General features: G+C 70.2%; 20 protein-coding genes. 1 reads left to right on the top strand and 19 read right to left on the bottom strand.

All coding sequences use genetic code 11. From position 1 onward, the window contains the following. Positions 1 to 29: 29 nt before the first annotated feature. From IQ279_RS12550 to IQ279_RS12470, 17 genes are all read right to left on the bottom strand, one after another. A complete protein-coding gene (locus IQ279_RS12550; protein ID WP_206348497.1) occupies positions 30 to 671 on the bottom strand; it encodes a pilus assembly protein TadG-related protein in 642 nt (213 codons plus the stop codon). Beyond that, the gene (locus IQ279_RS12545) at positions 671 to 907 is read right to left on the bottom strand and encodes a hypothetical protein (RefSeq protein ID WP_372445123.1); all 237 of its coding nucleotides are present in this window, start codon (positions 905 to 907) and stop codon (positions 671 to 673) included. Before IQ279_RS12545 ends, IQ279_RS12550 begins: the two co-directional genes overlap by 1 nt. Before the next feature lie 257 nt (positions 908 to 1,164). Continuing rightward, entirely contained in the window at positions 1,165 to 2,208 is a 1,044-nt protein-coding gene (locus IQ279_RS12540) for a response regulator (protein WP_206348496.1), read from the bottom strand. Between the two features lie 92 nt (positions 2,209 to 2,300). Next, positions 2,301 to 3,701, bottom strand: coding sequence for a sensor histidine kinase (locus tag IQ279_RS12535; protein ID WP_206348495.1), 1,401 nt, complete (start codon positions 3,699 to 3,701; stop codon positions 2,301 to 2,303). A 91-nt stretch (positions 3,702 to 3,792) separates the two neighbouring features. Continuing rightward, the gene (locus IQ279_RS12530) at positions 3,793 to 4,680 is read right to left on the bottom strand and encodes a DUF5936 domain-containing protein (RefSeq protein WP_206348494.1); all 888 of its coding nucleotides are present in this window, start codon (positions 4,678 to 4,680) and stop codon (positions 3,793 to 3,795) included. A gap of 30 nt (positions 4,681 to 4,710) precedes the next feature. After that, the gene (locus IQ279_RS12525; RefSeq protein WP_206348493.1) at positions 4,711 to 5,649 is read right to left on the bottom strand and encodes a type II secretion system F family protein; all 939 of its coding nucleotides are present in this window, start codon (positions 5,647 to 5,649) and stop codon (positions 4,711 to 4,713) included. 41 nt (positions 5,650 to 5,690) lie between these two features. Further along, positions 5,691 to 7,034 carry a TadA family conjugal transfer-associated ATPase gene (locus IQ279_RS12520; protein ID WP_206348492.1) on the bottom strand — a complete coding sequence of 448 codons (1,344 nt, stop codon included), beginning with the start codon at positions 7,032 to 7,034 and terminating at the stop codon, positions 5,691 to 5,693. A 66-nt stretch (positions 7,035 to 7,100) separates the two neighbouring features. Next, complete coding sequence (locus IQ279_RS12515) at positions 7,101 to 7,484, bottom strand: TadE/TadG family type IV pilus assembly protein (protein ID WP_307792328.1); 384 nt, start codon at positions 7,482 to 7,484, stop codon at positions 7,101 to 7,103. Between the two features lie 3 nt (positions 7,485 to 7,487). Continuing rightward, on the bottom strand, positions 7,488 to 7,901 hold the full coding sequence (locus IQ279_RS12510) for a TadE/TadG family type IV pilus assembly protein (protein ID WP_206348491.1): 414 nt from the start codon (positions 7,899 to 7,901) through the stop codon (positions 7,488 to 7,490). Positions 7,902 to 7,923: 22 nt separating this feature from the next. Next, positions 7,924 to 9,210: a CpaE/TadZ family protein gene (locus tag IQ279_RS12505; RefSeq protein WP_206348490.1), complete on the bottom strand. Its 1,287-nt coding sequence runs from the start codon at positions 9,208 to 9,210 to the stop codon at positions 7,924 to 7,926. Positions 9,211 to 9,216: 6 nt separating this feature from the next. Beyond that, a complete protein-coding gene (gene cpaB / locus IQ279_RS12500) occupies positions 9,217 to 9,921 on the bottom strand; it encodes a Flp pilus assembly protein CpaB (RefSeq protein ID WP_206348489.1) in 705 nt (234 codons plus the stop codon). Positions 9,922 to 10,001: 80 nt separating this feature from the next. Beyond that, entirely contained in the window at positions 10,002 to 10,865 is an 864-nt protein-coding gene (locus tag IQ279_RS12495; RefSeq protein ID WP_206348488.1) for a hypothetical protein, read from the bottom strand. A gap of 170 nt (positions 10,866 to 11,035) precedes the next feature. Further along, positions 11,036 to 11,254: a hypothetical protein gene (locus IQ279_RS12490; protein WP_206348487.1), complete on the bottom strand. Its 219-nt coding sequence runs from the start codon at positions 11,252 to 11,254 to the stop codon at positions 11,036 to 11,038. Between the two features lie 13 nt (positions 11,255 to 11,267). Continuing rightward, the gene (locus IQ279_RS12485; RefSeq protein ID WP_206348486.1) at positions 11,268 to 11,696 is read right to left on the bottom strand and encodes a DUF3592 domain-containing protein; all 429 of its coding nucleotides are present in this window, start codon (positions 11,694 to 11,696) and stop codon (positions 11,268 to 11,270) included. Between the two features lie 19 nt (positions 11,697 to 11,715). Continuing rightward, positions 11,716 to 12,297 carry a hypothetical protein gene (locus IQ279_RS12480; RefSeq protein ID WP_206348485.1) on the bottom strand — a complete coding sequence of 194 codons (582 nt, stop codon included), beginning with the start codon at positions 12,295 to 12,297 and terminating at the stop codon, positions 11,716 to 11,718. Between the two features lie 52 nt (positions 12,298 to 12,349). Next, a complete protein-coding gene (locus IQ279_RS12475; RefSeq protein ID WP_206348484.1) occupies positions 12,350 to 13,915 on the bottom strand; it encodes a hypothetical protein in 1,566 nt (521 codons plus the stop codon). After that, complete coding sequence (locus tag IQ279_RS12470) at positions 13,912 to 14,289, bottom strand: hypothetical protein (protein ID WP_206348483.1); 378 nt, start codon at positions 14,287 to 14,289, stop codon at positions 13,912 to 13,914. Before IQ279_RS12470 ends, IQ279_RS12475 begins: the two co-directional genes overlap by 4 nt. A 428-nt stretch (positions 14,290 to 14,717) precedes the next feature. Here IQ279_RS12470 and IQ279_RS12465 point away from each other — a divergent pair, with 428 nt between their 5' ends. Beyond that, positions 14,718 to 16,397 (top strand): chitinase, encoded by a 1,680-nt coding sequence (locus tag IQ279_RS12465; RefSeq protein WP_206348717.1) that lies wholly within the window; start codon positions 14,718 to 14,720, stop codon positions 16,395 to 16,397. Between the two features lie 121 nt (positions 16,398 to 16,518). Here IQ279_RS12465 and IQ279_RS12460 read toward each other — a convergent pair whose 3' ends face one another. Continuing rightward, the gene (locus IQ279_RS12460) at positions 16,519 to 17,892 is read right to left on the bottom strand and encodes an Nramp family divalent metal transporter (RefSeq protein WP_206348482.1); all 1,374 of its coding nucleotides are present in this window, start codon (positions 17,890 to 17,892) and stop codon (positions 16,519 to 16,521) included. A 131-nt stretch (positions 17,893 to 18,023) separates the two neighbouring features. Continuing rightward, positions 18,024 to 18,458 carry a RidA family protein gene (locus IQ279_RS12455; protein WP_206348716.1) on the bottom strand — a complete coding sequence of 145 codons (435 nt, stop codon included), beginning with the start codon at positions 18,456 to 18,458 and terminating at the stop codon, positions 18,024 to 18,026. Positions 18,459 to 18,548 lie beyond the last annotated feature (90 nt).

The following is an 18,548-nucleotide window of genomic DNA, read 5'->3' as shown; positions in this document are numbered from 1 at the left end:
GAGGTGTTTTCCTTTGCGCTCGTTCGCGGTCAGCTCTCGGACAGCCGGACGCTGAAGAGGTCTGCCATGTCCGGAAGGAAGTCCAGGTTCTCCGGGTCGATGGCCCAGTCCCTGCCGTCGCAGTCGATCCTGCCCGGGGACGGTTCGCGCTCCTCGCCCTCGTCACCGCCCCCACCCTCGTCCTCGCCGGGTTCGAACCGGCAGCGCGGCTCGACGACGGCCGTGGCCGTCGCCTTCGCATGCTTGCCGTCCGTACCGGGGATGATGCTCTCGCCCATCGACTCCCGGGACTCCACCTCGACCGTGAAACCCCAACGGCTTCCCGGAAGCGGCCGGCAGGAGAATCCGCCGGCGTCCGTCCTGGCCTCGTTCAGACCGGCGAAGCGCCTGGCGGCGTCACACCCGCTCCTCGTTCCGGGGGCGTTTCCGTTGAGGATGTCGTCCAGATAGTCGCCGTCGAGGATGTTCTCCAGGAAGCCGCCCCTGAGCTGGTCCCTGGAGTCCTTGGCGGCCGCCAGAGCGGCGGCGTCCGCCGCCGTCTGCGCGCCGTTTCGGTTCACATCTGCCTGACCGAACGCGAAGAACGCAAGCGCGAGGAAGAGCAGACCGACCACCGCTGTGATGTACAGCGGTGCGGCCTGCCCTTCCTCGTGGCGCCTCCGCGGCCTCATCAGCCGCCGAGGACCTCGTTGATCTTCTCCGTGAACGCGTCCGCGATCGTCTCGCCCATGTCGGTGTTCATCAGCGCGACGACGATCGCCACGACCAGGATGGTGATGCCCACGTACTCGATCGCGCCCTGGCCCTTGTCCCCGCGGGCCCGCATCTTCTCGGCGCGCGCGTTGGCCCAGTGACCGACGTGGACCTTGGCGTTGGTGGCGGCCTTGAGCGCGGTGTCCTTCATCATGGTCTTCCCCTCCCGTTTCGGCCGACCGGTGTCCGTCCGGCTGCGTGGTGTGCGAAGTCTGCGAGCCGCTCGCGTTTCCGGCGCTCTCCCGGCCGGTCTCGCCGGCGGCATGGGAAACATACGGCGGGAGGATACCCGCGCACATGGGCCCCAGGGCCCAACTACGGGCCCAGCGTGGGGACTGGGCCCCCGCCGCCCCCGGACGGGACACGGCCGCGCCCGGCCCGGGCAGGGCTTCCGCCTCGTTCACCGCTCGCTCAGCCACGGTCGGCCGACCCCCCTCGTGCGACACCGCGCCAGATGGCGATGGCCTCGCCCCGGCTGCCGGCGTTCAGCTTTGAAAAGATCCGGTTTATGTGGTTCTTGACCGTCTTCTGGCTGACGAAGCAGGTGGCGGCGATCTGCTGGTTGGTCATCCCCGACGCGATCAGATCCATCACCTCCACCTCCCGCCGACTCAGTCGGTCAAGCACCTCCCCGGCTCCGGGAGCGGGGGAAGCATATCCCACCTCTTGTTGCGAAAGCAAAGGTTCGCTATCGGTGCGCTGTTCCCGCGACTCCTGCCTTGTATAAACATTTTGCGGCCTCTGGGACGCGGCCGGAGGGGTTTTACCATCTATCCCATGTGCGGTTGCAGAGAGCGTGTCCAGCTGTGTCGACGGCCGGCCCCGGTCGTCGAAGGCCGTCCCCAGACCGTCCGGCAGCGGCCCCGCCCCACCGGCTGAGCCCTCCCGCAGGGTTTCCAGCAGCGCGCTGGAGGCCGTCGGTGTGAAGTGGGAGCGTCCGTCCTTGATGTCCCGCACCGCGGTGACGAGCTGGTCCGCCGTGAACTCACCGTGGACGAGGTAGCCGACCGCTCCCAGGCGCAGGGCCTCGTGGACGATCCCGGCCTCCCTGCTGTACGTCAGCATCATCACGGGGGCGAGGCGTGCGAGGTACGGGAGTATGGAGATGCCGTCCACACCCGGCATCCGCACATCGAGCAGCACCACGTCGGGACGGTGCCGCACCACGGCTTCGTACGCCTGGTGTCCGTCGGCAGCCTCCGCAACGACCCGCAGGTCGTCCCGGCCGGAGAGCAGGACTCCCAGTCCCGCCCGCACCACGGGGTTGTCGTCCGCGACGACCACCGTCAGCGGTTCTCCGGGCCCGGCGGCGGGGATCGGAAAGGCCGGTGCCCCGACGGGCTCCGCCCCCGCCCGGGCGGGGGGCGGGGTACCGGCAGGCGGGTTCGGCGGGTGCTGCGGGGCCGGCCGGTGCGCCGGCCCCCGCCCGGGCGCACGGAAGGTGTCGTCATCCAACGTGTACGGCCTCCTCTCCGGGAGTACGTGGCCTGCCCGGGGGACCGGGTCCTGCCATGGGCAAGGCCGCGGGTACGGCCTGTGTACGGATGTCACCGTCCGGCCTCACTCCCCCGGACCGATGTGCCGGGCCTGGCCGGAACCGCGGAGAGAGGCCGCGCGCCGCCGAACGCTCCGGCGTGCCCGGCCCCCGGCTCGCCCTCCTGCGGGGCCGGGCACGTGCCCAGTGCCGCGACGGGCAGTTCCAGGCGTACCTCGGTCCCCTTCGCCCGTCCCTTACCGATGCGGATGCGGGCTCCGATGGAGGCCGCCCGCTCGACCATGCCGACCAGACCGAAGTGACCGGCCCGCCTCAGGTCTTCGAGGGTGGTCCCCGGGGGCAGGCCTCGCCCGTCGTCGTACACGCTCATCCGCAGGACACCGTCCACGATGCCCGCCGACACGTCCACACTGCCGGGGGCCGCGTGCCGCTGGGCGTTCTCCATCGCCTCGGAGACGATGGAGAGAAGTTGCCTGGCCACCGCGTGCGGGACCGGCGGCAACGGGGTCGTGTCCAGGGGGCGGTATGTGGCACGCAGTTTGTGGCGTAGTGCGAAGTCCTTGACCCGGGAGGCGAGTTCGCCCGCCATGTCGACGCCGCCGTCCAGGCCTGACTCCCGGCGCAGGTCCGACAGCAGCTCACGGGATTCCGCGGCGGCGCGCCGGGCGGCGCGGGAGACCAGCCCCGCCTGCTCCTTGACCACACAGGGGTCCAGGCGATCGGCCGACCGGGCGAGTCCGTCGGCGGCCAGGGCGAGTCCGTGCAGTGTCTTGGCCACCGAGTCGTGCATCTCCCGGGCGAGCCGGGAGCGCTCCTGCTCCACCGCCTCGCTGACGGCGAGGCGGGCCCGGGTCTCGACCAGCGCCTGGGAGGCCACGCCGAAGCCGAGGAGTAGCCCCCTCAGGGAGCTGCCGCTCGCACCGGCCAGTATGCAGAGCCCCGTGATCAGCAGGATCGAGGTGTCCATCTCGATCCTGGTGTCGACCGCGCACGCGGCGGCGAGCAGCAGCGACTGGAGGGCCGCGAAGACGGCGGCGCCGCGCCAGCCGTACACCAGGCCGGCCAGCAGGGGGGTGCAGATGGTGACGTAGGCGAGGGTCGAGTTGGGGGAGGCGGTGAAGAGGAGCATCGCGCCGAAGAGCATGTCGGCGCCGAGCAGTGAGGGGTGTCTGAGCAGGACCGGCCCGAAGCGCTCCCAGTCCCGCAGCAGCAGGTACGACACCATGACGGTGACGAGCACGGCGGAACCGACGAGCCAGGCTCCCGGGCTCCCCCTGACCCCGCCGAGCGCGAAGGGCGTGGCGAGCGCGGTCATGGCCAGCCGGAAGCCGAAGAGCTGGCGGCAGAGGGCGGACAGCGCGCTCACCTGGATCGGCAGTGTCGGTACGGTGCCGCTCGCACGCCCGTGCGGGCCGTCGGCCGGTATCGTCCCGGCTCCTGTCCTCGACAGCATCCGCGAGATCAACTCCTTCCGCACCTCCTTCCGGGGCCCTTCGTCCTTCCTCCGGTCCGCCTCCCTGCCGCCCTGCCGCCCTGCCGCCCGCTCAGCCTCCGAGCAGGTCGTTGAAGTCGATGCCGGAGGCGTAGTAGAAGCCGACTCCGATGAGGAGCATCGTTCCGGGCAGCATGAAGCTGGTGACGATGAGCGTGGCCTTGGGGACGGCCTTGGCCGCCCTGCGCCGGGCGTTCTGCGCGTCGGTGCGGCGCATGTCGTTGGCGATCTGGATGAGGGTGTCGACGATCGGGGCGCCGAGTTCCTCTCCCTGCTGGAGGGCGGAGACGAACATGGAGACCTGCTCCGACTCGTTCCGCCTGCGCAGTTGCTCGAACGCCTCCCGGCGGCTCACGCCCATGTCCATCTGGCGCAGTGTGATGCGCAGTTCGTCTGACCAGGGGCCCTCGTACTTCTCCGACACCCGCTCCAGCGCCTGCCGGAAACCGAGACCCGCGGACACCACGACGGCGAGGACGTCCAGGAAGTCGGGCAGGGTGCGCTCGATGTCGTCCCGGCGCCGGCCGATGGCGGACCGGATGGTGACGTCGGTCCAGAAGAAGCCGTAGACCAGGAAGAGCACCGCCAGCATGATCTGGCCGTTCATCAGCATGCTCAGACTGGTCAGCGAGCCGAGCCCGCCGTACACCGCGAGACGGGCCGCGTACCGGTCGACCGTCAGGCCACCGGGGTTTCCGGCCAGATCCAGCTTGCGGCGCACCTTGTCGACCCGTTTGGGGCCCATCAGACGCAGCACCCGCGGGGCGTATCTCATGCCCAGCCGGTCGATGGCGGATCCGGTGGCGGTGGTGCGCGACGCGCCCATCTCCAGGGCCACGACGAGGTCTGCGGGGAGCTTGGCCTCCTCGCGGTAGAGACGTATGCCGTGGATGGCGCCGTAGACGGCGAGCCCCACGGCGGCGGCGAGCAGAAGATCCATGCTGTGTTCCTCCTTTCGGCTTCCGTGGCCTCAGATACGGACGCGGGTGAGACGGTTGATGAGGAAGAAGCCCAGGCCGTAGAGGCAGGAGGCGACGATGACGGCGACTTTCCCTGCGAAGGCGCCGGTCATGTCGTCCAGGGCCCCGGCCCGCATCCCGTTGAGGATCAGCAGGAAACCGAAACCCAGGACGGGAACGGCGACGGCGGTGACCTTCACCTGGGACAGCAGTGTGGTGACCTCGCGGCGGGTCTCCTTGCGCTCCTCCAGCGTCTCGGTGAGGTTGCGCAGCGAGGAGACGATCGTGCCGCCCGCCCGGTTGGACAGGATCAGGGTGGAGACGAGCACGGTCAGTTCACGCGAGGGCAGCCGCTCGGCCAGCTCGTTCAGTGCGTCCTCCAGGGACCGGCCGACCGCCAACTGGTCGGCCACCCTCTTGAGCTCCTCACCGGCCGGGTTGTCCAGCTCCTCGGCCGCCATCCCGATGGCGGTGCGCAGTGCCAGACCCGCCTGGGTGGCGTTGGCGAGGACCCGGGTCAGTTCCGGGAGCTGGTTGATGAAGGCCTCGGTGCGCTTGCGGATCTGGTGGTTGAGGAAGGCGTTGCCGCCCCAGAGACCGATGAGGGCCGCGAGCAGGCCGAAGAAGGAGGCGAAGACCGTGCCGACGACGAAGTAGACGGCGAGCAGGGAGGCGAGCACGTAGACGAAGTACTCGCCGGGGGTCAGGTCGAGCCCGGTGGTGTTGATCTTGTGTTCGATGCGCTTGCCCAGCCCGGTCCTGCGCAACCGCCGGTCGATGCCCTGGAAGCGGCGGCTGCGGCCGACGACCGGCATCTGTCCCGTCTGGGACATCCTCTGGACCAGATACTGCTGCTGGGCCTTTCCCTTGGCGGACACGTGCACGCCCGCGACGGCGAGTACGCAGGCCAGCAGTGTGACGCCTGTCGTCAGGAGGGGGAGGTTGGCCATATCGGACGGGACCTTCTCGGAGAGCGGCGGACCGGGAACGTTCAGGAGGCGGACTCGCGGACGACCAGCTGGTCGTCCGACTGGGCCACACCGAAGACGGCGGGGATCGGCTCGCCCCTCATGTACAGGCGGTCGGCGATCCGCCGGGGCAGCGAATGGTGTGCAAATTCGCCATGGACACGGCCGTCTGCGGACATCGGCCGGGCGTTGAAACGGCACACCGAGACGATCCGGTAGTCCTCACGGCCCTTGGAGTCGACGACCGCGATCTCGGTGATGCGGCGAGAGCCGTCGGCGTGCCGGGTCAGCTGCACGATGACGTCGAGAGCGCTGTTGATCTGGTCCTTGATCGCCACGAACGGGATCCCGACCTCCGACATCGACGCCAGGGTCTGCAGGCGCATCAGCGCGTCCTCGGCGCTGTTGGCGTGGACGGTGGCCAGGGAACCGTCGTGGCCGGTGGACATGGCCTGGAGCATGTCGAGCGTCTCGCCGCCCCGGACCTCACCGACGACGATGCGGTCCGGCCGCATGCGCAGCGAGTTGCGCACCAGGTCGCGGATGCCGACCTGTCCCTTGCCCTCGACGTTGGCGGGCCGGCTCTCCAGGGTGATGACGTGGGACTGCTGGAGCTGGAGTTCGGCGGAGTCCTCGATGGTGATGATGCGCTCCCCATCGGGGATCAGCCCGGAAAGGGCGTTCAGGAGCGTCGTCTTGCCGGTGCCGGTGGCTCCGGAGACGATGATGTTGAACTTGGCGCGCACCAGCCCCGAGAGCAGCAGCACCATCTGCTCGTCCAGTGAACCGAGGCCGATCATCTCGTGGAGCGTGAAGGCACGGGGAAAGCGCCGGATGGTGAGGATCGGACCGGTGAGGGAGAGCGGCGGGATGATGACGTTGACGCGCTCCCCGGAGGGGAGCCGCGCGTCGACCATCGGGTTGGCCTCGTCCACACGGCGGTTGACCGTGGAGACGATGCGCTCGATCGTCTGCATGAGCTGCTCGTCCGAGGTGAAGCGCATGGGCAGCAGTTCCAGCCGGCCGCCTCGCTCCACGAACACCTGGTCCGGGCCGTTCACCATGATCTCGCTGACGGAGGCGTCCTCGAGCAGCGGTTCCAGGATGCCCAGGCCGAGGGCCTCGTCCACGACCCGGCGGATGAGCTGGGCCCGCTCCACCGTGGAGAGGACCGGGCCCTCACGGCTGATGATGTGCCCCAGGACCCTCTCCAGGCGGATCCTGCGGTCGGACGCCTGGAGGGCGGACATCTCGGCCAGGTCTATCTCTTCCAGCAGTTTGGCGCGGTAGACCGCTACGAGGCGGCTCTCCTCGTTGTGGCCCTTCTCCGACGGCTCGGAGCTGTTGAGACGCGCTCGCAAGCCCATATCGTCCATCTCCCTGCTGCTCGTGTACGGCGGCGCGGATCGCGCGGTGACCGGGACCGGTGGAGGTCAGTCCAGCGGCATCGTGGCACTCCTCTGGGCCTCCAGCCCACTCAGCAGCCCGGGGATGAGAGAAGGGATCGGCACACTCGCCGTCACCTTCACCTCGTCGCCCCGGACCGCGCGCCGGAAGACCGCCTCGTCGGCCAGCCAGGTGCTCATCGCGTCGCGGCCGGCCTGCCGGTAGCCGCGGTCCGCGTCGTCGTACGAGGCGATACGGGCGGCAGCGCGGGAGGCCGTACCGACCTGCTGGACGGCGAAGACCGCCAGCCCCAGCTGGATCACGAGGAGGCCCACCAGAAGCAGCAGGGACAGCATCCCCACGTACTCGATGGCCACCTGGCCGCGCTCGCGGCCTCTTGTCCCGTTCTCTTCTCGAAAGCGGTTCGGCACGCTTCAGCTCTCCTTCGCCGCGGCGGTCCTGCCCGATATCCACAGGGGGAAGTCGACCCCGCCGGGGAAGAGCACCGGCACCCTGACCCTCACGACGGCCTCGACCATGTCGCCGTCCTCGCGACAGCGGATCGTCGCCGTCCAGGTGTCCGGCAGGTCCTCGCGGCCCGCCCTGTCGCACGCCTGGTTCCGGCTCTGCCGCCAGGTGTCGGTCGTCGCCCCGGCCCGCACCGCCTTGTCGGCCGCGTTGCCCGCCAGCGAGAAGGCGTAGCCGACCAGTGCGGCCTGCCAGATCAGCACGAGTGTCACCAGGATGACCGGCGCCATGCCCGCGAACTCGACCGCCACCTGCCCCCGGTCGTCACGCGGCGGCAGGCCGCCGATGCCGCCGTCCCGGCCCGTCCCCCGGATTCTCATAATGGCGATTCGCCCCCTGGCTCTACGAGTTCTTCCTCGGCTGACCGTCGTCCGCGTCATCGCTCCGGGGGCGCCGGCGCCGCACTCCGACCGCTCCCCGGTCCATCCGGAACCTGCCCTGCCTAGCCTGCCCTTCGGCAGCCTTCACCAGGGCCAGCTCTCCCGCCAGTCCCCACAGTGCCTGTTTCACGGTGGATTTGGCGTCCAGTTCGTGCATCCGGCCCGCGTCGACCGCTCCCTGGAGCTCCTTGAAGTTGGCGGGGACGGCGAGGCCGGCGACCCGGGTGCCCGTGATCTTCTGGATCAGCGGCGGCTGGATCTCCGCGGTCCGGGTGTAGCGGTTGACGACCGTGAGCGTCTCCTCCGCCTTGCGGATCTGGAGTCGGGTCCACATCCGCACCAGTCGTTTGGTCGCGCGCACGGAGACCACGTCCGGCGTGGTGACCAGCAACGCGGTGTCCGCCATCTCCACGGCCGCCGCGTTGGCCGTGCTCATCTGCGAACCGCAGTCGACGACCACCACCGCGTGCCGTGAGCGCAGCGAGTTGACGGTCTGGCGGACCGACCGGTCCGAGACCTCCTCGCCCCTTTCGCCCTCACTCGGCGCCAGCAGCAGGGAGACGCCCGTCTCGTGGCTGAAGACGACGTCCTGCAGCACACGGGGGGTGATGTCCTGGATCGCCGCGAGGTCCGCGACGGAGCGGCGGAACTGCACGTCCAGGTAGGAGGCGATGTCGCCCGTCTGCAGGTCCAGGTCGACCAGCGCGGTGCTCTGGCCGGACGCCTGGGCCGCCAGAGCGAGCTGGGTCGCGATCACGGTCGTACCGACCCCTCCCTTGGCCCCCGAGACGGTGACGACCACACCGCCGGGGCCGGCCGGGGAGTCGCCCCCGGAGCCAAGGTGACGGCGGACCCCGCTCGCCCACTGGGCCGCGGCCTGCACCCGGTTGGCGAGTTCCTCGTAGCCGAGCGGCAGTGCCACCAGGCCCCGGGCGCCCGAGTCCATGGCCGCGGAAAACAGTCCCGGGGTGGCGTCCGCCGTGATGAGGACCACCCCGACCGCCGGGAAACGGAGCGAGACCTCCCGGATCAGTTCGAGTGCCGGCACCGGTCCGATCCGCTCGTGGACGAGCACGACCTCGGGCAGCTCGTCGAATGATTCGCCCGCGAGGCGGGCGAGGGTGTCGATCAGCTGGGTGGAGTCTCCGACCGGCATCGCCGGTTCCGCGTCGGGAAGCTGGCTGAGCAGGGTGGTGATGGATCGGGCGGCGTCGGCGTCACCGACGGCCGGGAGAATCCTGGTGACCATCCGGTCTCACTTGTCCTTGCCGATTTCGTAGGTGCGCTCCCCCGGGCGGAGAGAGGTGTCGCTGCCCGGGGCGATCAGTGCGAGACGGACGTTCTGTGCGAACGACTCGGCATAGGCGACGCGCTGGGCGTCCAGGGTCTTGAGCGCGAAGGTGATGGGGACGGCTTCGCTGGAGCGGGGACCGTCGCCGTCCCTGGAGTCCAGCGGGGTCAGTTGGCCCACGTCCAGGACCTTCGCGTTGGCCACGATGATCTTCGACTGGGCCGGGGTCCCCTCCTGATCACCCGGAAAGGTGGCGAAGATGTTGACCTTGGAGCCGGGCGTGATCTTGCCGGCCACACCGGTGGCGGCATCGATCATGATGGCGATCTCCTGCTCACCGGCCTCCAGCGCCGGCCGCTCCACGATCATGTCGCTCTGCAGCAGGGATCCCTCGCGCAGTCGCGTGACCGCTATCTTCCCGTCGATCTCGGAAAGGTCGGTCACCGCGTTCTCCGAGAGCCAGCGCCTGGGCATGGACACCTTCTCGAACTGCTTCTCGCCGAGCCGGCTGTAAGGCGCGATGTCACTCTTCACCTGATAGGCCGAAACCTCCGGCCCCACCTTGGAGTTCACATCGCTGATCACGGAGAGGACGCCCGCGAACGCGATGAAGGCGCAGAGGACGGAGAGGAGCAGGAGTATGACGCCGCGGCGCTGGCGTGAGTTCATGAGCCGGACAACCTCGTAAGGGGTGTGGAGGGGAACGGTCGGTGGGACGGGCCGCGCGAGCACCTCTGGACTCGCATGTGTCAGGAAGGCCCCTGGTTCATGACACCGGAAGCCTGGTTCTGGTTCTCGTGCGACAGAAGCGGGGCGGTGCAGAAGCCGCAGCGGTCGCCTATGAACTCCATTGCACACCAGTGGCACTTCTCGCGCCGCACGGACGAGACAAGCTGATAGAGGATCGAGATGTCGGGGAGGTAGGCCGCGAACTCGATCAGTTTGCCGGTGCCCCACCAGCGAGGGGAGTCGGCGGGCAGCCCGGCTTCGTGGACGGCCTGGGCCTTCCACTCGGGGGCGAGTGTGCCGGTGACCCAGTCGGACTGCAGCTGTCCCCTGGCGACCAGGAGATGCGTGGCGAAGGGCGGCCCGGTCAGGGAACCGCCGCCGATCTTGATCAACTGCGCCTCGGGAGCGGCGACCACCCCGAACTGCGATCCCGGCACCCATGACTTCGCATGCGTCCTCAGGCTCACCGGAACCCGGTCGAGCCTGGCGACCGAGTTGAGCATCGCACCGGCGTGGACGTAGTGGGAGAGCAGGCGGGCCGCCGACGCGACGACGCCCGCGCTGAAGCCGCAGACGGACAACTGCCTCAGCTGGCGGACGAGTACGGCCAGACCGAGCGGGGGAAGGTCCGACTGCAGGAGGGCGATCCTGTCGCTCTCCAGGATCGAGCGAACGGTGCGCAGCCGCTGCTCGAAGGCCGGCCGGAGCCCTGTGGAGCAGACGGCCACGACATATCCCCGCTGCTCCAGCAGAAGCCGCATGTCGGTGACGGCCTCCTCCAGCGACTGACTGTCCGGCGACCGGAGAAGCGCCGCGGTGGGCGTCTGCTGATCCGTCGGCGGGAGTACCAGATCGGCACTGGTGACCGCGATCGCTGTCGACACTTCAAGATCCCCGTTCGCTTCGGCCGCAATCTCCTGTAACCGCAGGTTGTCAACTGTGCAGCCCAATCGCGCTCTCATCTTATCGACGCCCCGCACAATGGAGAACACCGTTGCGCCCCGGCCCCCCGCTCCCTGAATGCGATACCCCCGTGCCGGGAAGTCCCGCTCTTTCAGAGGAGTTCGTAGGCGTACGCCCCCGCGGTCGCCGCGGCCGCGGCGACGACGGCCCAGAGCACCAGCGTGAAGGCCCTGCCCTCCCGTGCCGCGCGAACGCCCCGCCGAAGGCATATGAGAAGCAGGACGAGGACGAAGAGGCCGAAGAGGCCTGGGCTGAGTTCGTCGTCGAACCGCGAGGGCGGCAGGAAGTCGAGGATCTCCGGAACCGTCATGTGATCGCCCCTCTCATCCGAGGCCGTTGTGGAGTGCCAGGGCGCGCAGGAGCACCACGGCGAGAAACCCGGTGGGCGCGGCGACCAGGGCCGGTACGTACAACGGCCCCCAGGTGCCGCCGCCTGCGACGGTCGCCCGGCGGGGGCGGGCCGGATCGTAGTGGACCCCGACCGGCGCGCCCTCCTCGTACCCGAGGGCGCCCGGCCGGTCCCTGAACTCCACCGTGTCCCCGTCCGGGGTCCGGAAGGCGAAGAAGAACTCCGGACGGTGGCCGCGGACACCGTCCGTGCCCGCTCCCCACGCGGCCATCCGGCGCCGCGCGCACCACCCCCGGGCCCGCTCCCCGCGCGCCACCAGCCACAGCACCACCGCGATCCTGCGCAGGCACAGCAGGCACACGGCCGCCGCCGCCGTACCGGCGATCAGGAAGACCGCCTCCATCCCGCCCCCTCCCGGACGCCTACTTCAGCTCGACGCTGCCGGCGATGTCCGCGACATCCCGCTCGGACAGGGTCCCCTTGATGGAGTTCACCGTGATCAGGTAGGGCCGCTGCTCGGTGTCCACTCCGGCCAGCATCACCCCGTCCATCTCGGTGCCCTCGGGCGGCCCGCCCTCCTCGCCCCGGAAGGTGAAGGAGTAGTCGATGCGGCGGGCCTCCTCCCGTCCCCCGGGGCCGGCCACCTCGATCTCGGTGGTCTTCACCGGGGTCGCTCCCAGCTGGATGCGGGCCTTGGCTCCGCCCGCGGCCATGTCCGCGTCGTTCAGCCCCTTCCCGAAGTCGAACTCGACCGTCATCGAGGCCGTCATGCGCCCCTTCTCGGTCAGAGCGGCCCGGGCCACCTCGTACGGACCGCCGTCCCGCGAGGCCGTCTCCTCGAACCCCTCCGGATAGGCGACGGTCAGCCGCTCGGTCCTCAGTGTGCCCCAGCCCTCGGGAACCTCGGCCGCCTCACCACCGCCACCGCCACCGCAGCCGGTCAGCAGCGCACCGGCCAGACCGACCGCCGCCGTGCACAGACCGCGCCTCGACCTCCAGCTCATCCCCGGGTTTCCTCACTGGTCGCGAACCGCTCTTGCATCGCCCCGCCCGTCCTCACTGCGCGCAGTAGCTGTACGGCACGTACTCGCGCCTGTCGCCCCGGGGCGCGCCCAGGAACTCGGCGTCCGCCAGCGTCTCGGCCTTGTTCTCCATGGAGACGGAGAGGCCCACGGACAGCCCCAGGTTCAGCTCGAATCCGTACTCCTGCGCGTCGGCCATGCCATCGTACGTGGTCCTGCTGGACTTCCCCTTGTCGAACAGAAGCTGCCCGAAGGGGTCGTCCGAGCCGGGCCTGGAGGTCGGCGCGTTGTTCGACAGCATGTACTCCAGGGGCGCGTTGCCGTCACCGTCGCCGTCCAGCCATGCCTGCGCGACGGCCCGGTCGGCGTCGCCCTTCTCCCCCTTCGGGAAGGTCAGGGTGTTGGTGTGGACCTCGATGTCGCTGGCACCCGAGTTGTCGGTGCTCCCGACGCTGCCGCCGCGGGCGTCCTTGCCCTTCTTGCCGTTGTCCGCGTCCGCGCCCTCGCTCGTGCCGCTGGCCCCGGTCTCGGTGGTCTGGGTGAAGTCGATGCGGACGAGTTCGCCGGTCTCCTGGTCCCGGGTGATGGTCACCGTCGCGGAGCGGTTGGCCTGCTTGTGCTGGCCCTTCTCGTATCCGCCCGCTGCGACGCCGGTGCCCCACTCGCCCTCCGCCTTCACGGAGTAGGTGTAGGACTCGGTGCCCCGGTAGTCGTCCTTGGTGAAGAGCACATCGCTGCTGACCCTCGCGCTGCCGCCGAGCTTGGCCGAGAGCCGGCCGCTGGAGCCGGCGTCGAGCGACAGGCCGCCGTTGACCTCGCCGTACGAACCGATGGAGCCGTGGCTGATGTGCCGGTCGCCGAGCTTCTCCTCGATCCGGTCGCGGAGCTTCTGCTCCTCGACCAGCGGCCCCTTGCCGAAGAGCGCCAGGATGCTGTCACCCATGGCCGCCTGCGACCCGCCTGGGGAGGTGCGCCGCATCTCGTACATCTTCAGGTCCTCGAGGTCCTCGCGGAACGCCTCGGCCTCCTCCCGGCTCTTGAACACCCAGGTGTCGCCGTTGTTGACCTTGACTCCGGCCCCGAGGTCGACCTGCCCCTCACCCAGCCCCTCGATCTCGCCGCCCGCGCCGATCGTGACGCCGGCCGAGGCGGAGTCGGTGAAGGTGGTGTAGATCAGCTGGTCGCTCTCGTCGATCTTCCCGTCCCCGTTGACGTCGTAGTTCGCCCGGTGGACCCTGTCCTGGAAGCCGTACTCGTTGCCCCACTCGAACCAGCCGATCTTCGCCTTGCTGCCGGCCTTGTCGGTGACGGTCGAGATGGCGCACAGCGGGGGCTCGTAGTCGGCGTCGCTCGCCGGTTTCTCCGCCCCCTCGTCACCGGAGGAACAGCTCCCGCCGCCCCAGACGGACATGATGGAGCAGCGGAACCTGTCCCCTACGGAACCGGCGACTCCGGTCGCGACCAGTGCCAGAACGACGGCCGCGGCGAGCAGCACCGCACCGACGTACTCCAGGGTCGTAGCGCCCGTGTCGGCCGCGACCGCCCTGCGACCGCTCCCCGCTCCTCTTCCGGCCGCCTCGCCGGCCTGTCTCCCCCTCATCGCTCCCCCTCCTGCAGCCGGTCGGCGACGTAACCGGTGAAGGCGCCGACCACCATGACGGCACAGGACATCAGAAGGCCCTCCGCCGAAGCCCGGTCCCAGTGCAGGACGACGGTGATCACCTGCGCGAAGACCGGGATCGTGAAGACCGCGAGGGCGTGCCGTACGGGGGAGTGCCGGAAAGGCTCCCGGTGCACTCTCCCTGCCGCCCATGCGGCGAGCGCGATGCACACCGCGTTCGGCAGGTGCACCAGCAGCAGCCGGCCGCCGAAGGGCTCGAGGCGCTCGGTGGTGGCGAAGGCCTCGTAGAGATAGGTGACCTGCAGATACTCGGTGATCAGCAGCACCACGAACCCGACGGACCAGGCGCGCACGAGTGCGAAGCCTCCTGCGCTCCCACGTGTCGTCCGCCCGTGTGCCTCACCGGCCCACGACGGCCCCCTTGTCCCACGCATCCGTGGCGCCCCTCTGATCGTCCTTCGATATGCCGGGCACAACTTATGCACTCGTCACGGTGGACTTCATGGGCCCAAGGACCCACCCGGGGCCCAAAGTTCACGCCGGGCCGGCTTCCCGGGCCGCTCGCCCGGAGACCCTCTCCCGCCCTGAGTGCCGTCCCCCTTGACATCCTCATTGGTCTGAACCATTCTTCCGGCTCAGCACGGTGGCCACCGTCTCCCCCACGCGCGCTCACCCCCTACGCACGGAGGCAGCAGTGGAACGCAGGACGCGAACAGACACCACGGATGGCGGGAGAGACGCGGCGCCCGGCGCGCGCCGTACCGCGCGCGCCCGCACCAGGATCACCGCGGTCCTCGGCGCCGGGGCGGTCGCCCTCGGCGCGGTGGCGTTCGGCGGGCTCTCGGGCAGTGCCGGGGCCGCCGAGCCGAATCTGGTGCGAAACGCCGGCTTCGAGTCCGGCCTGAGCGGCTGGACCTGCTCCGCCGGCAGCGGCACGACCGTCTCCTCCCCCGTCCACGGCGGCACGGCGGCGCTGAAGGCCGCCCCTGCCGGCGGCGACAACGCCAAGTGCACCCAGACCGTCGCCGTGCAGCCGGACTCCCAGTACCAGCTGAGCGCCTGGGTGCAGGGCTCGTACGTCTACCTCGGCGCGTCCGGCACCGGCACCACCGACGTCTCCACCTGGACCCCCGGCACCTCCGGCTGGCAGCAGCTGCGCACCTCCTTCACCACCGGCCCGGACACCACCTCGGTCACCGTCCACACCCACGGCTGGTACGGCCAGAGCGCCTACCACGTGGACGACGTGCTCCTCACCGGCCCCGGCGGCGATCCGGGCGAGCCCGACCCCGAGCCCCCGGCCGCGCCCGGCGCACCGACCGTCGGCGCGGCCACCTCCTCCTCGGTCACCCTGAACTGGAACGCCGTCGACGGCGCCACCGGCTACACCGTCTACCGGGACGGGGCCAGGGCACTGTCGACGCAGGGCACCTCGGCCACCGTCACCGGACTGGCGGCCGCCACCTCCTACGAGTTCCGCGTCAGCGCCGTCAACGGCGCGGGCGAGTCGGCCAAGTCCGCCCCCGTCACCGCCACCACCCGTCCCAGGGGCGACGACGGCGGCGCACCCGACACCGGCGTCCCCGAGCACGCCCTGACCGGCTACTGGCAGAACTTCGACAACGGCGCGCGGGTGCAGAAGCTGCGCGAGGTGCAGGACCAGTACGACATCATCGCCGTCTCCTTCGCCGACTCCACGGCCAGCGCCGGTGAGATCACCTTCAACCTCGACCCGGCGCTCGGCTACTCCTCCGTCCAGGAGTTCAAGGACGACATCGCCGCCAAGCAGGCGGAGGGCAGGAAGGTGATCCTCTCGGTGGGCGGCGAGAAGGGCAATGTCATCGTCAACGACTCCGCCTCCGCCGCGCGCTTCGCCGACAGCGCCCACCGGCTGATGCGGGAGTACGGCTTCGACGGTGTGGACATCGACCTGGAGCACGGCATCAACTCCACCTGGCTGACGCAGGCCCTGCGCTCGCTGTCGGCGAAGGCCGGGCCCTCCATGGTCCTCACGATGGCCCCGCAGACCATCGACATGCAGTCCACGTCCACCGAGTACTTCAAGCTGGCGCTGAACGTGAAGGACATCCTCACGGTCGTCAACATGCACTACTACAACAGCGGTTCGATGATGGGCTGCGACAACAAGGTGTACTCGCAGGGCTCGGTGGACTTCCTCACCGCGCTCGCCTGCATCCAGCTCGAAGGCGGTCTCGACCCCTCCCAGGTCGGCCTGGGCACCCCCGCGTCCACACGCGGAGCGGGCTCCGGCTACGTGGACCCCTCCGTGGTGAACGCCGCCCTGGACTGCCTGGCCAGGGGGACGAACTGCGGCTCGTTCAAGCCCGCGCGGACCTACCCGGGCATCCGCGGGGCCATGACCTGGTCCACCAACTGGGACGCGCTCAACGGCAACCGGTGGTCGGACACCGTCGGCCCGCACGTCCACGCGCTGCCGTAGCACCGGCGGCGGAACAACGGCACGGCGGGGAAGAGGAAGGGGCCCGCTCCGCGGCGGACGCGGAGCGGGCCCCGTACCGTCGTCCTCGTGCCGTTCCCGCACGGACGCCCGGCGGACGCGGTCACCAGGGCAGTTCGCGCACCTGCTGGACGCACAGCACGACGAAGATCAGCCCGGCGACCGCCAGCATCGTGTTGCTCAGCGGCCCGTTGCGCCACCGGCTCGGCGTCCGGCCGGAGTTGAGCAGCCACAGCAGCGTCCCGGCGAGGAAGGGCATGAAGAAGGCGCCCAGCACGCCGTAGGCGATGACCAGCCCGAAGGGCTTGTCCAGCCACAGCAGGCCCATCGGCGGGAACGTCAGCCACAGCAGGTATCCGCGGAACGGCCCGGAGCGCTCGCGCTGCCCGCGCGCGACCTCCAGAACGGGGGGCTCGCCGCCGGTGCCCTGCGCCCGTGCCGCGCGCGTACGCTCCACGAAGTCGGCGAACAGCAGGCTGACGCCGTGCCAGACGCCCACGAGGGAGGAGAAGGAGGCGGCGAGGAAGCCGATCAGGAAGAGCTTGGCGGTGACGGCCCCGAAGCGCTCCTCCAGGATCCGGCCCAGGTCCAGCAGCCCCTGGTCGCCGGAGCCGACGGCGGTGCCGGCGGCGTGCAGCAGTTCGGCGCCGACGATCAGCATCGCCACCACGAAGACGCCGGTGGTCAGGTACGCGACCCGGTTGTCCAGGCGCATCATCCGCATCCAGCCGCTGTCGGTCCACCCCTTGGCGTTGACCCAGTAGCCGTACGCGGCCATGGTGATCGTCCCGCCGACGCCGCCGACCAGGCCGAGGGTGTACAGCAGCGAGCCGTCCGGCAGCACGGGAAGCAGTCCGGCCACGGCGTCGCCGAGGTGCGGGGTGACGCGGACCGCCACGTAGAGGACGACCACGAACATCACGCCGACGAAGACCATCATGATCTTCTCGACGATCGCGTAGCGGTTGAACCAGACGAACGCCAGGCCCGCCAGCCCGCACAGGATCGCCCACGTCTTCAGTTCCAGGAGCCCGGGGAAGAGCGCGACCAGCGGCAGCGCGCTGGAGGACATGGCGGCGGCGCCGTAGACGAAACCCCAGACCGTGACGTAGACCGCGAAGTAGACGGTGGTCCACGCGCCCAGGCTGCGCCAGCCGTCGAAGATCGTCCGGCCGGTGGCCAGGTGCCAGCGGCCGGTCGCCTCCGCCAGCGCGATCTTCACCAGGCAGCCGACGACGGCCGCCCACAGCAGGGTGTAGCCGAACCTGCTGCCGGCGACGAGGGTGGCCACCAGGTCTCCGGCTCCGACGCCGGTGGCGGCCACCACGATGCCGGGGCCGACCAGCCGCCAGCTCGCCTTCCGTTCGGCCGGGGCCGCGGCGGTCTCCGCGACGGCCTCCGTCCCGCTCCCGGGCCGTTCCGTCCCGCCCGTGCCGTCCGCTCCGTCCGCCGCGCCCTTCTCACCCGTACTGGCCATGTGCGCCCTCCGTTCTCGTCCCCGCAACCGGCGTGGCGCATACAACAGCGCGCCGCCGGACGGCACAAGAGGGCGTACCGGTACGCGCGGGCGCATGGGCGCACGGGCGGGCCCCCGGAGGCGCCCGCGCGTCAGTCCAGGACGGCCATGGCGTCGATCTCGACCAGCAGACCGGCGGGCAGACCGACGTAGACGGTCGTCCGCGCCGACGGCGGGCCGGTCAGCCCCGCCGTACCGGCGAGGTACTCGTCGTAGATCTCGTTGAACTCGGCGAAGTGGCCGGTGTCGGTGAGGTAGACGCGGACCATCACCACGTCCTCCCAGCTCGCCCCGCCCTCTCTCAGGACCGCCTCCACGTTGGCGAGGGTCTGGAGGGTCTGCTCGCGCAGGGACGGCCCCGCGGGGGCGGGCGGCTGCCCGGGGACGGCGGGCAGGAAGCCGACCTGTCCGGCCACCTGGAGGATGTTCCCCTTGCGCACGCCGTGCGAGAAGCGGGCGGGCGGGGCGGTGTGGGACGGCGGGGTGAACGCGGTCTTGGCAGAGGTGCCGGCCGGGGCGGCGGACAGGGCGTCGGCAGGGGCGTCGGCAGGGGTCTTCGCGGGGGTGTCGCTCACGGTCTTCCTTCCGGTGGGGCTGACTTCGCGGGGTTCCGCGGA

The organism is Streptomyces verrucosisporus (genome assembly GCF_017114865.1).
Taxonomy (GTDB): domain Bacteria; phylum Actinomycetota; class Actinomycetes; order Streptomycetales; family Streptomycetaceae; genus Streptomyces; species Streptomyces fenghuangensis.
This window is presented reverse-complemented; position numbering and strand designations above follow the sequence as displayed.